This is a genomic window from Lacinutrix sp. Bg11-31 (assembly GCF_002831665.1).
Classification (GTDB): Bacteria; Bacteroidota; Bacteroidia; order Flavobacteriales; family Flavobacteriaceae; genus Lacinutrix.
The window spans coordinates 1,669,394-1,682,486 of sequence record NZ_CP025118.1 but is presented as its reverse complement, the minus strand read 5'-3'; the positions used below and the strand labels follow the sequence as shown (position 1 = coordinate 1,682,486).

Here is a 13,093-nt window from a genome sequence, read left to right as displayed (position 1 = left end):
AAAAGTGAATAATTACATTTTACAATTTTTACGTTTATTAATACAAACAGTTGTTTTCTGGGTAATTGCCTTTAGTATTTTTATATATATAAGGTACTATGCTATAGGTTCCGAAGAAGGAAATATTGCTACAGATTATCATATATCAGATATATTAAGGTTTGGAATTTTATTAGGAACTTTAATTGGATCCATATTTGCCATAGTAGAATTTCTCTTTGATAAGTTCTTATCCAAAAACTTATCTCTTGCCTTAGTTTTGGTCGAAAAAATAATCATCTATTTAATGGGTCTAATTTTATCTTTAAATTATGTGTTTCCATTGGCAGAATACGAGTTGAATTTGGAGTTGACAACAGATAAAGGTTGGTGGAAAACAAGTGAAATATTCTGGATTACAGTTGGCTATTTTTTAATCTGTTCTATTATTTTTTCATTTATAAAAATTGCAAACGAAAAATTTGGTAGAGGAGTTTTCTTTAACTTTCTAATTGGTAAGTATAGAAAGCCAAGAGAGGAGAAGCGTATTTTTATGTTCTTAGATTTACAAGCATCAACAACCATAGCTGAGCAAATTGGGCATTACCACTACAGTGAGTTAATTCAAGATTGCTTCTACGATTTAAATAGAATTGTAACCAAATACGATGCAGAAATATACCAATATGTTGGCGATGAAGCTGTACTTAGTTGGAAATATAAAACAGGAATTAATAACAACAACTGTGTTAATCTATTTTTTCATTTTCAAAACCGTATTCTAAAAAAGCAAAAATACTATATGTCTAAGTACAATCTCGTTCCTGTATTTAAAGCAGGTTTACATGGAGGTAAATTAATAGTAACAGAAGTAGGTACAGTTAAAAAAGAAATTGCGTATCATGGAGATGTTATTAATACTTCGGCAAGAATACAAGGAGAGTGCAATAAATACAACGAGTTGCTATTGTGTTCAAACCTACTAATCGAAGATTTAACATTATCAACTAAATATACTACAGAGTTTATTGGAGATATTGAGTTAAAAGGAAAAGAAGAAAAATTTAAAATCTCAGCGATTAGAATGTTTTAATAGCAGCCTTTTTAGCTTCAATAGTTTGTTTTAATATATATTCAACACCATTTTCATCGTTACTTTTAGTTTCAAAATTAGCTACAGCTTTAACATCTGGGTGCGCATTTTGCATAGCGAAGCTAAACTTAGCCAATTTTAGCATTTCGATATCATTTTTATAATCACCAAACACCATTGTTTCCGCAGTAGTAATATTATAATTTTCTTGAATAAGTGAAATCGCATGGCCTTTATTAGCTTTGTTTTCAGAGATATCAACCCAATGGTTTGCGCTAACTTTTACTTTAAAACGTTTTTCAATGTGTTTCACAAATGGATAAATAAAACGCTCAGAGCTTACTTCATGAAATAAAGCAACCTTATAAATAGGTTCCGTAATCTGTAAAGGATTAGAAACGACATTATATTTCGGGTAGTATTCTTTAAGTAATTCTAATAGCTTTTGCGAATCACTTAAAACATATGCTTTATTTCTAGCACAAAATACAGCGTGTGCATCTTTTATACCAGAAGCTAAATCATATATTTCTTTAAAGTTGTCTCCATCAATAGGGTTAGATAAAAATAATTCTTCATTTTTTATGCCAAGTCCACCATTTTCAGAGACGATAATAATATCATCTTTAATTTTAGAGAGCTTATCTATCATACTATAATACGGTCGTCCACTAGCTGCAACAAATAAAATACCATGTGATTTTATTTGGTTAAATAATTCAAAAAAATCATCACTTACTTCATGCTTAGAATTAAGTAATGTACCATCCATATCTGTGGCAATTAATTTCACTTTAGATAAATCCATACTATTGCGTTTCTTTTAGGTCAAAGGTAATTAGTATTAGTAAAATAAACTTAGCAATAACATTAAGTTAACGTAAATGTTATATACAAAAAAAGTCCGATTCTTTCGAATCGGACTCTCTATCATATAAGTGAAATGATATTATTCAATTGGCAAAATGCCCTTATTTAATTTTGTTCACGATTGCTTCAAAAGCACCTGGGTGATTCATTGCTAAATCGGCTAAAACCTTACGGTTTAATTCGATATTGTTAGCTTTTACTTTTCCCATAAATTGTGAATAAGACATACCGTGTAAACGAGCTCCAGCGTTAATACGCGTGATCCATAATGCACGAAATGTTCTCTTTTTTACTCTACGGTCTCTGTACGAATATTGCATCGCTTTGTCAACCGCATTTTTTGCTACTGTCCAAACGTTTTTACGACGTCCGAAGTAACCTTTTGCTTGTTTAAGCACTTTTTTTCTTCTGGCTCTTTTGGCAACAGAATTTACTGATCTTGGCATAATTTAAATGTGTTTTGTAGCAGGCGGTCAATAATTTGACACTTGTTTTAAATCTGAGTTTGCCTAACTCCAGGGTTTATAAATAATTTGTAACCTATTAAGGTAATGTTACTTTAAACGTAGCATTACTTTAATATTGTTCTCATCGGCTTTATGTACTAAACCATCATGAGTTAATTTAAGCTTACGTTTCTTAGACTTCTTTGTTAAGATGTGACTCTTAAACGCGTGCTTTCTTTTAATTTTACCAGTACCTGTAAGCTTAAAACGCTTTTTAGCACTAGATTTTGTTTTCATTTTAGGCATCTTGTTTCCTAGTTTTTAATTATTTCACTTATAATATCTTTACTGCTGAACTTATTTCAGCATCTCTTCCTTTAATTCTAAATCTTCATTTGCAAGCAAATAAAAGTTTACTTTTTAGGAGCAATAAACATAGTCATTCTTTTTCCTTCCAACCTTGGCATTTGTTCAACTTTACCAAGTTCTTCTAGGTCTTGCGCTAAACGCAATAATAAAATTTGACCTTGCTCTTTAAACACAATAGAACGTCCTTTAAAGAATACAAATGCTTTTAATTTAGCACCTTCCTTTAAAAACTTTTCAGCGTGTTTCCTTTTAAACTGATAATCATGATCATCAGTTTGTGGACCAAAACGAATTTCTTTAATAATAACTTTCGTTGCTTTACTTTTTAAAGCCTTATCACGTTTCTTTTGTTCGTAAAGAAACTTCTTGTAGTCCATAATTTTACACACAGGAGGATCTGCTTTTGGTGAAATCTCCACCAAATCAAATTCTTGTTCTTCAGCCATGGCTAAAGCTTCCTTAGTTGTGTAAATACCAACTTCGATGTTCTCTCCAACTAGACGCACTTTTTCTGCTCTAATTTTTGAGTTTATTCTGTGTTGGTCTTCTTTAATGACTCTTAAAGGGCCTCTCGATCTTTTTCTACGTATTGCTATGACTTTATATTTTTAGTTAAACGTTATATTTAAAATTGTTTCAATGTCTTATTTATTTCTATAGTAACAATCTCTGAGAACTCTTCTACACTTATCGTGCCTAAATCTTCTCCTCCATGTTGTCTTACAGATATCTTGTTTTCATTCTCCTCATTCTCTCCTATGATAATCATATAAGGCGTCTTCTTCATTTCTGCCTCCCTAATTTTCTTACCAATAGTCTCACTTCTATTATCTACAAGTGCGCGAATTTCGTGTTTTTCTAGCAAATTTAAAACTTTTTCACCGTATTTTTCATATTTCTCACTAAGAGTTAATATAGAAACTTGATTTGGCATCAACCAAAGCGGAAAATTCCCACCAGTATGTTCTAATAAAATTGCTATAAAACGTTCCATACTCCCAAAAGGAGCACGGTGTATCATTATAGGTCTATGTAATTCGTTATCACTTCCTTTATAAGTCAATTCAAAACGTTCAGGTAAATTATAATCAACCTGTATTGTACCAAGTTGCCATTTTCTACCTAAAGCATCTTTAACCATAAAGTCTAACTTAGGACCATAAAACGCAGCTTCGCCAGTTTCTATAACATAATTTAAATTTTTATCTTTCGCTGCACTAATAATAGCCTGTTCAGCTTTCTCCCAATTTTCAAGACTACCAATATATTTTTCAGGAGTCTTAGGGTCTCTTAAAGAAACTTGTGCTGTAAAGTTTTCAAATCCTAAAGAACCAAAAACATAAAGAACTAAATCTATAACATTTTTGAACTCTTGATCTAATTGGTTTGGAGTACAAAATATATGTGCATCATCTTGCGTAAAACCACGAACACGAGTTAAACCATGTAATTCACCACTTTGTTCGTATCTATATACAGTACCAAATTCAGCAAATCTTTTAGGTAAATCTTTGTAAGACCATTGCATTGCGTTGTATATTTCACAATGGTGTGGGCAATTCATCGGTTTTAACAAAAATTCTTCATCCTCTTTCGGTGTTTTTATTGCTTGAAAACTATCCTCACCATATTTAGCATAATGGCCAGAAGTAACATAAAGTTCCTTTTGTCCAATATGTGGAGTCATTACCATTTCGTAACCCGCTTTTTTTTGTGCAGCTTTTAAAAAGTTTTCTAAACGCTCGCGTAGAGCAGCACCTTTTGGTAACCATAGAGGTAAACCAGCACCCACTTTTTGCGAAAATGTAAACAATTCTAACTCTTTACCAAGTTTTCTATGGTCACGTTTTTTAGCCTCTTTTAATAAAGCTAAATACTCAGTTAATTCCTTTTGTTTCGGAAATGTAATACCATAAATACGCGTTAATTGTTGCTTAGTTTCGTCTCCTCTCCAATAAGCTCCAGCTACAGATAGTATTTTAGGCGCCTTAATTATTCCAGTATTTGGAATATGTCCACCACGACATAAATCTGTAAACGTAGAGTGGTCGCAAAAAGTAATAGTACCATCCTCTAGATTTTTAATCAACTCCGTCTTAAACGAATTATCCTTATAAAACTCTAAAGCCTCAGCCTTAGAAGTACTTCTCATTTTAAAATCATGTTTTCCACGAGCAATCTCCAACATTTTGTTTTCAATCGTCTTAAAGTCTTTGTCGGATAAAACAGCATCACCAAAATCTACATCATAATAAAAACCACGATCAATAGCAGGGCCAATAGTCAATTTTGCATTTGGATATAATTCTTGTATAGCTTGCGCCAAAACATGAGCACTAGAATGCCAAAAAGCAGTTTTACCTTCATCATTATTCCAGGTATATAATACTATAGAGCCATCCGTTGTTAAAGGAGTAACTGTTTCAACCGTTTCTCCATTAAAACTTGCAGAAATAACATTTCTTGCAAATCCTTCGCTTATGCTTTTTGCAACATCCATAGGAGTCGAATTCGTTTCTAACGATTTAACACTCCCATCAGGTAAAGTAATTTGTATCATATATAAGTTTAAATTCAGTTAACAAAGATAATAGGTTATAAAGACACAAGCAATACATATATGTAAATTATCACTATTAACTATTTGGGCGTTACCTAAAGGTCGAGCTTTTCACTATATCTTTTTTCTAAAAGATAAAAAAGGATGCCGTTTCAATCCCTAACGCTGTATTTGTAAGGCTAACTTCTAATCTATTTTAGAGAAGGTAAACTACTACTAATAATAGGATAGAAGTTAGGCTTCAAAAACAACACTAAATAAGGTATATATAATAAGGACAATCAAGATAAAAATACAGCAAAAAAAATAGCACTACAACTAACTGATTAGAAGACTTTAAAACGCATTCCAAAAATTAAAACTAAAAAACATTAAAATAAAGCTTGTGTAAGTAAAAAACGGTTGTACATTTGCAGCCGCTTAGCGCCGCAGTCAAAACGATAAGGTAAAAAGCGAAGTTCCTAAACAAGACGAAAAATAAAAATATAAAAAACTTCAAAAAAAGCTTTTTATATTAAAAAAGGTTTGTATATTTGCAGCCGCTTAAAACGTCAAAATTTAGAGCAAAAAAGTTCAGTGAAATTCAGTGTTTTTTTAGAGTGTTAAAGCTTTAATATTTTTTAAAAGAAAAACAAAAAAAACATTGCACAGAAACAAAAAGGGTTTTACATTTGCAGCCCGCTAAGTAATTTACTTATTTAGCAAATTAAAAATAAGAATACAAGTTCATAAACATATTGAATTGACAGCGTAAGTTTATAACTGGAAACGGTTGTAAACAAACAAGAGAATAAACCATTCGAGTACTAATTTAATTTCTTTGGTTGTTAAGCATATTAGTGGAAACACTTAAAAATTTAACGATGAAGAGTTTGATCCTGGCTCAGGATGAACGCTAGCGGCAGGCTTAACACATGCAAGTCGAGGGGTAACAGAGAAGCTTGCTTTTGCTGACGACCGGCGCACGGGTGCGTAACGCGTATAGAATCTACCTTATACTAAGGAATAGCCTTTGGAAACGAAGATTAATGCCTTATAGTATGATGACTTGGCATCAAGATATCATTAAAGATTACGGTATAAGATGACTATGCGTTCTATTAGCTAGATGGTGTGGTAACGGCACACCATGGCTACGATAGATAGGGGCCCTGAGAGGGGGATCCCCCACACTGGTACTGAGACACGGACCAGACTCCTACGGGAGGCAGCAGTGAGGAATATTGGACAATGGAGGCAACTCTGATCCAGCCATGCCGCGTGCAGGATGACTGCCCTATGGGTTGTAAACTGCTTTTATACAGGAAGAAACACTCTCTCGAGTAGAGAGCTTGACGGTACTGTAAGAATAAGGATCGGCTAACTCCGTGCCAGCAGCCGCGGTAATACGGAGGATCCAAGCGTTATCCGGAATCATTGGGTTTAAAGGGTCCGTAGGTGGATAATTAAGTCAGAGGTGAAATCCTGCAGCTCAACTGTAGAATTGCCTTTGATACTGGTTATCTTGAGTTATTATGAAGTAGTTAGAATATGTAGTGTAGCGGTGAAATGCATAGATATTACATAGAATACCAATTGCGAAGGCAGATTACTAATAATCAACTGACACTGATGGACGAAAGCGTGGGGAGCGAACAGGATTAGATACCCTGGTAGTCCACGCCGTAAACGATGGTCACTAGCTGTTCGAACTTCGGTTTGAGTGGCTAAGCGAAAGTGATAAGTGACCCACCTGGGGAGTACGTTCGCAAGAATGAAACTCAAAGGAATTGACGGGGGCCCGCACAAGCGGTGGAGCATGTGGTTTAATTCGATGATACGCGAGGAACCTTACCAGGGCTTAAATGTAGTGTGACAGGACTAGAGATAGTTTTTTCTTCGGACACATTACAAGGTGCTGCATGGTTGTCGTCAGCTCGTGCCGTGAGGTGTCAGGTTAAGTCCTATAACGAGCGCAACCCCTGTTGTTAGTTGCCAGCGAGTCATGTCGGGAACTCTAACAAGACTGCCAGTGCAAACTGTGAGGAAGGTGGGGATGACGTCAAATCATCACGGCCCTTACGTCCTGGGCTACACACGTGCTACAATGGTAGGGACAGAGAGCAGCCACTGGGCGACCAGGAGCGAATCTTCAAACCCTATCACAGTTCGGATCGGAGTCTGCAACTCGACTCCGTGAAGCTGGAATCGCTAGTAATCGCATATCAGCCATGATGCGGTGAATACGTTCCCGGGCCTTGTACACACCGCCCGTCAAGCCATGGAAGCTGGGAGTGCCTGAAGTCCGTCACCGTAAGGAGCGGCCTAGGGTAAAATCGGTAACTAGGGCTAAGTCGTAACAAGGTAGCCGTACCGGAAGGTGCGGCTGGAACACCTCCTTTCTAGAGAAAGACGACCAAGAATATTTATATGGAAAAAATTGTTTATTCTCCTGCTGTTAATTTAAATAAAACTTATAGTAGAGTCTCATAGCTCAGCTGGTTAGAGCGCTACACTGATAATGTAGAGGTCGGCAGTTCGAGTCTGCCTGAGACTACTAACTACTATAATAAAGGAAATTCTAGAAGTTGTCAATTCTAAATAATAAAATTCTGAATGCAATATTCGGAATTTATAATTGGGGGATTAGCTCAGCTGGCTAGAGCGCCTGCCTTGCACGCAGGAGGTCATCGGTTCGACTCCGATATTCTCCACAATTCAGTTTTAGACTGAAAAACGTTCATTGACATATTGAAAAAAGATACATGAAATTAAAGATTTGAGATTCGTCTCAATGACAATAATATTAAATACTAATAGTTAGCCACGAGCGACTATTAGTAATGTAACTCATTAAAAAAGCAAATAGTACAATAAGCTAAATAAGAGCGTATGGGGAATGCCTTGGCTCTCAGAGGCGATGAAGGACGTGATAAGCTGCGAAAAGCTACGGGGATTGGCACATACAAATTGATCCGTAGATATCCGAATGGGGCAACCCAGCATGTTGAAGACATGTTACACCGTAAGGTGAGCAAACCCGGAGAACTGAAACATCTAAGTACCCGGAGGAGAAGAAAACAATAGTGATTCCGTTAGTAGTGGCGAGCGAACGCGGATTAGCCCAAACCAGTAATGTTAAGGCATTACTGGGGTTGTAGGACTGCGATATTTGAGCTGTAATGAATTAGAATAGTTTGGAAAAACTAACCATAGAGGGTGATAGTCCCGTATAAGTAAAGAGCAGTAAGATAGCAGTATCCTGAGTAGTGCGGGACACGAGTAATCCTGTATGAATCAGTCGGGACCATCCGATAAGGCTAAATACTCCTGAGAGACCGATAGTGAACTAGTACCGTGAGGGAAAGGTGAAAAGAACCCTGAATAAGGGAGTGAAATAGATCCTGAAACCATACGCTTACAAGCGGTCGGAGCCCTTTGGGGTGACGGCGTGCCTTTTGCATAATGAGCCTACGAGTTACCGTTGCTAGCAAGGTTAAGTGATTAAGTCACGGATCCGTAGCGAAAGCGAGTCTGAATAGGGCGCTTTAGTTAGTAGTGGTAGACGCGAAACCGTGTGATCTACCCATGGGCAGGGTGAAGCTGTAGTAACATACAGTGGAGGCCCGAACCGATATACGTTGAAAAGTGTTCGGATGACCTGTGGGTAGGGGTGAAAGGCCAATCAAACTCGGAAATAGCTCGTACTCCCCGAAATGCATTTAGGTGCAGCGTTGATTTATAGTTTTATAGAGGTAGAGCTACTGATTGGATGCGGGGGCTTCACCGCCTACCAATTCCTGACAAACTCCGAATGCTATAAAATGTTAATCAGCAGTGAGGGCATGGGTGCTAAGGTCCATGTCCGAGAGGGAAAGAACCCAGACCATCAGCTAAGGTCCCAAAATATATGTTAAGTTGAATAAACGAGGTTGAACTGCTTTGACAGCTAGGATGTTGGCTTGGAAGCAGCCATTCATTTAAAGAGTGCGTAACAGCTCACTAGTCGAGCGGTTCGGCATGGATAATAATCGGGCATAAACATATTACCGAAGCTATGGACTTGTAAAAGTGGTAGGGGAGCATTGTAGTGGCGTTGAAGGTGTGCTGTGAGGCATGCTGGAGTAGCTACAAAAGAAAATGTAGGCATAAGTAACGATAATGCGGGCGAGAAACCCGCACTCCGAAAGACTAAGGTTTCCTCAGCTATGCTAATCAGCTGAGGGTTAGTCGGGACCTAACGCGAACCCGAAAGGGGTAGTGGATGGACAACAGGTTAATATTCCTGTACCTGCTCTCATTAAAAGTGACGGAGGCGAAAAGTTAGTGCGCACAGACGGAATTGTGCGTTGAAGAGAGTGGTAACACCTCGATAGTACACTAAGACTACGGTCGCGGTGATAATCTAGCAAATCGACTTCCAAGAAAAGCGAGAGAAGCAGCCCGTACCCTAAACCGACACAGGTAGTTGGGATGAGAATTCTAAGGAGCTCGAGAGATTCATGGCTAAGGAACTAGGCAAAATAGACCTGTAACTTCGGGAGAAAGGTCGCCACCCTTCGGGGTGGCCGCAGTGAAAAGGTCCAGGCGACTGTTTATCAAAAACACAGGGCTATGCTAAATTGAAAGATGACGTATATGGCCTGACACCTGCCCGGTGCTGGAAGGTTAAGTGGAGTTGTTAGCTTCGGCGAAGCAATCAAATGAAGCCCCAGTAAACGGCGGCCGTAACTATAACGGTCCTAAGGTAGCGAAATTCCTTGTCGGGTAAGTTCCGACCTGCACGAATGGTGCAACGATCTGGACACTGTCTCAGCCATGAGCTCGGTGAAATTGTAGTATCGGTGAAGATGCCGATTACCCGCTGTGGGACGAAAAGACCCCGTGCACCTTTACTATAGCTTAGTATTGGTTTTGGATAAGTAATGTGTAGGATAGGTGGGAGACTTTGAAGCGGCGTCGCTAGGCGTTGTGGAGTCATTGTTGAAATACCACCCTTTGCTTATCTAGAGTCTAACCTTCATTGAAGGGACAGTGCTTGGTGGGTAGTTTGACTGGGGTGGTCGCCTCCAAAAGAGTAACGGAGGCTTCTAAAGGTTCCCTCAGCACGCTTGGTAACCGTGCGTAGAGTGCAATGGCATAAGGGAGCTTGACTGAGAGACCTACAAGTCGATCAGGTACGAAAGTAGAGCATAGTGATCCGGTGGTTCCGTATGGAAGGGCCATCGCTCAAAGGATAAAAGGTACGCCGGGGATAACAGGCTGATCTCCCCCAAGAGCTCATATCGACGGGGGGGTTTGGCACCTCGATGTCGGCTCGTCACATCCTGGGGCTGGAGAAGGTCCCAAGGGTTGGGCTGTTCGCCCATTAAAGTGGCACGCGAGCTGGGTTCAGAACGTCGTGAGACAGTTCGGTCTCTATCTACAGTGGGCGTTAGAAATTTGAGTGGATCTGACTCTAGTACGAGAGGACCGAGTTGGACTAACCTCTGGTGTATCTGTTGTTCCGCCAGGAGCATTGCAGAGTAGCTACGTTGGGAAGGGATAAGCGCTGAAAGCATATAAGCGCGAAACCCACCACAAGATGAGATTTCTTTAAAGGGTCGTGGGAGATTACCACGTTGATAGGTCATAGGTGTAAAGGCAGTAATGTCATAGCCGAGTGATACTAATAACCCATAGGCTTATTGTACGCCTGTTTTTTTACTAAGTACAATACATATTATTACGATTTTCATGTTTAATACACTTAAGTGTACTTTTTTCAATATGTTATTTTATACGGTTAAGTAGATGATGTAAATCACTACACACACCGAAAGATTTAAGGTGATTATTGCGATAGGGCTCACCTCTTACCATTCCGAACAGAGAAGTTAAGCCTATTTGCGCCGATGGTACTACATTCGTGGGAGAGTAGGTCGTCGCCTTTTTTAGAGAATCCTCAACATTTATTTGTTGAGGATTTTTTTTGTTTTAAACCTTTTTTGAAATACTTTAACTATTTAGAATACCACAGACTTAAGTTGATAGGCCTTGCTCTATAATTGAAAGAAAAGTAGCACTAAAAAAATATTAACTTCTTTATTAATATAGTCAGTTATTGTATGTTTATTCTTAAATAACGACTAATGGTTGAGATTAATTTTAATAATCAATTAATTCTAATTAAATTCGTAAATATGAATAACATTATTGAATCATCTTTATTAACTCTTCAGAAATCTAAAGATCTATTATTGAAACTGTCTAATGAAGAACTTAGTGATGCATCTGTATCTCCATACTACTCTAGTATTGGTTCGCACTTGCGACATATATATGATTTTTATTATTGTTCTTTAGAATTTAATAATGAAGGAAAGATTGATTTAACTTCTAGAAAGAGAGATTTAACCGTGGAAAATTGCTGTAATTCTGCGAGTAATTATCTTAATAAAATTATTGAAAGCTTACAAGCTGTTGAAGGTAAGTTAACAGATTCTATAATTGTTATAGACGATTTAGGTTGTGGTAAGATAGAGATTGATTATACTTATTCTGCATTATTGGCTCAAGCAAATAGCCATACGATACACCATTATGCTATAATAGGTTATATACTTGATAGACTTAATATTACTTTTGAAGATTCTAATTTTGGATATAATCCTACAACACCAAAAAAGGAAAGAGTATTGGTTAAGAATTAGTTTGACTTGTTACTTTTAAACATACTGTCTAGTATAGTATTTAACCCTATAAAAGCAAAGTAAATTGCTGATATGCAAGCCACTATTCCGATTATTAATAAAGGGATATAAAGTGGTTTTTCTTGATTACTAAAAGCTATATATATAAATGATGGACCAAGGAACATTAGTGCTAAAGATATCCCCATTTTTTTAAGACCTTTTGTTAGGACATCTTTATCTGTTTTTTTAGTTTCCATTTTTTATAGAATTATAAGCGTCTATTGATGCTCTTACATTATGATTTACCTTTAAAAGATTTTTTGCTTCTTGCTCGTCAATTTTTAGTTCTGACATAATCATTTTAACACCTCTATCTACCAGCTTATTATTACTAAGTTGCATATCGACCATCTTGTTACCTTTAACTTTGCCTAGTTTTATCATAGTAGAAGTTGTAAGCATATTTAGCACTAATTTTTGAGCTGTACCAGCTTTCATTCTTGAACTTCCAGTTACAAATTCAGGTCCTACAACAACATCGATAGGAAAATTTGCTGTATTTGACAAAGGACTTTTACTATTACATGAAATTGAACCTGTAATAATATTATTATTGTTGCATTCTTTTAAAGCTTCTATAACGTATGGCGTAGTACCAGATGCTGCAATACCTACTACTACATCATTTTTAGAAATATTATTTTCTTGTAGATCTTTCCATCCTTGATTTATAGAATCTTCGGCAAACTCTACAGCTTTTCTAATCGCTATATCTCCACCAGCTATTAGACCTACAACCATTTCATGCGGTACACCAAATGTTGGAGGACATTCTGAAGCATCTACAATACCTAATCTTCCGCTTGTTCCTGCTCCAATATAAAAGAGTCTTCCTCCGTTTTTTAGTTTTAAAACAATTTGCTCTACAAGTTTTTCAATTTGTAGCAATGCTTTTTCAACTGCTAATGGTACTGTTTGATCTTCCTTGTTTATGTTTGTTAAAAGTTCTAATGTGCTCATTTTTTCTAAATGATTATAATTAGATTCCTTTTCTGTAGTTTTTTCAAATGTCATAATTCAAAAATACGATAATTGTGTTTAATTGTTGTGTGGTATTTGCGTT

At 37.0% G+C, this 13,093-nt stretch carries 9 protein-coding genes, 2 tRNA genes and 3 rRNA genes; 7 read left to right on the top strand and 7 right to left on the bottom strand.

What is annotated here, in order from left to right; genetic code table 11:
• The first annotated feature begins 4 nt into the window (after positions 1 to 4).
• A complete protein-coding gene (locus CW733_RS07515; protein ID WP_100996608.1) occupies positions 5 to 1,072 on the top strand; it encodes an adenylate/guanylate cyclase domain-containing protein in 1,068 nt (355 codons plus the stop codon).
• Here CW733_RS07515 and CW733_RS07510 read toward each other — a convergent pair.
• The 5 genes from CW733_RS07510 to thrS all read right to left on the bottom strand — a co-directional run bounded on the left by CW733_RS07510 (position 1,059) and on the right by thrS (position 5,317).
• Positions 1,059 to 1,880, bottom strand: coding sequence for an HAD family hydrolase (locus CW733_RS07510; RefSeq protein WP_100996607.1), 822 nt, complete (start codon positions 1,878 to 1,880; stop codon positions 1,059 to 1,061). The genes CW733_RS07515 and CW733_RS07510 overlap by 14 nt on opposite strands.
• Positions 1,881 to 2,043: 163 nt before the next feature.
• Positions 2,044 to 2,388, bottom strand: coding sequence for a 50S ribosomal protein L20 (rplT, locus tag CW733_RS07505; RefSeq protein WP_055446578.1), 345 nt, complete (start codon positions 2,386 to 2,388; stop codon positions 2,044 to 2,046).
• A gap of 108 nt (positions 2,389 to 2,496) precedes the next feature.
• Entirely contained in the window at positions 2,497 to 2,694 is a 198-nt protein-coding gene (rpmI, locus tag CW733_RS07500; RefSeq protein ID WP_055435293.1) for a 50S ribosomal protein L35, read from the bottom strand.
• Between the two features lie 107 nt (positions 2,695 to 2,801).
• Positions 2,802 to 3,311 (bottom strand): translation initiation factor IF-3, encoded by a 510-nt coding sequence (infC, locus tag CW733_RS07495; RefSeq protein ID WP_255411496.1) that lies wholly within the window; start codon positions 3,309 to 3,311, stop codon positions 2,802 to 2,804.
• A 71-nt stretch (positions 3,312 to 3,382) separates the two neighbouring features.
• Entirely contained in the window at positions 3,383 to 5,317 is a 1,935-nt protein-coding gene (gene thrS, locus CW733_RS07490) for a threonine--tRNA ligase (RefSeq protein WP_100996605.1), read from the bottom strand.
• An 860-nt stretch (positions 5,318 to 6,177) separates the two neighbouring features.
• Between thrS and CW733_RS07485 the strand changes: the two genes are divergently transcribed.
• The 6 genes from CW733_RS07485 (at position 6,178) to CW733_RS07460 (ending at position 11,988) form a co-directional block, all read left to right on the top strand.
• A 16S ribosomal RNA gene (locus CW733_RS07485) occupies positions 6,178 to 7,698 on the top strand.
• An 81-nt stretch (positions 7,699 to 7,779) separates the two neighbouring features.
• A tRNA-Ile gene (locus tag CW733_RS07480) sits at positions 7,780 to 7,853 on the top strand.
• An 83-nt stretch (positions 7,854 to 7,936) separates the two neighbouring features.
• Positions 7,937 to 8,010: transfer RNA gene (locus tag CW733_RS07475), tRNA-Ala, on the top strand.
• Between the two features lie 157 nt (positions 8,011 to 8,167).
• A 23S ribosomal RNA gene (locus CW733_RS07470) occupies positions 8,168 to 10,988 on the top strand.
• A gap of 133 nt (positions 10,989 to 11,121) precedes the next feature.
• Positions 11,122 to 11,229 (top strand): 5S ribosomal RNA (gene rrf, locus CW733_RS07465).
• The 16S, 23S and 5S rRNA genes sit together here with 2 tRNA genes alongside, the layout of an rRNA operon.
• Before the next feature lie 249 nt (positions 11,230 to 11,478).
• Complete coding sequence (locus tag CW733_RS07460) at positions 11,479 to 11,988, top strand: hypothetical protein (RefSeq protein WP_100998733.1); 510 nt, start codon at positions 11,479 to 11,481, stop codon at positions 11,986 to 11,988.
• Here CW733_RS07460 and CW733_RS07455 read toward each other — a convergent pair.
• Both CW733_RS07455 and murQ read right to left on the bottom strand, forming a co-directional pair.
• A complete protein-coding gene (locus tag CW733_RS07455; protein WP_100996604.1) occupies positions 11,985 to 12,227 on the bottom strand; it encodes a DUF6095 family protein in 243 nt (80 codons plus the stop codon). The two genes, CW733_RS07460 and CW733_RS07455, sit on opposite strands and share 4 nt — an antisense overlap.
• Positions 12,217 to 13,044 (bottom strand): N-acetylmuramic acid 6-phosphate etherase, encoded by an 828-nt coding sequence (murQ, locus tag CW733_RS07450; protein WP_100996603.1) that lies wholly within the window; start codon positions 13,042 to 13,044, stop codon positions 12,217 to 12,219. Before murQ ends, CW733_RS07455 begins: the two co-directional genes overlap by 11 nt.
• Positions 13,045 to 13,093 lie beyond the last annotated feature (49 nt).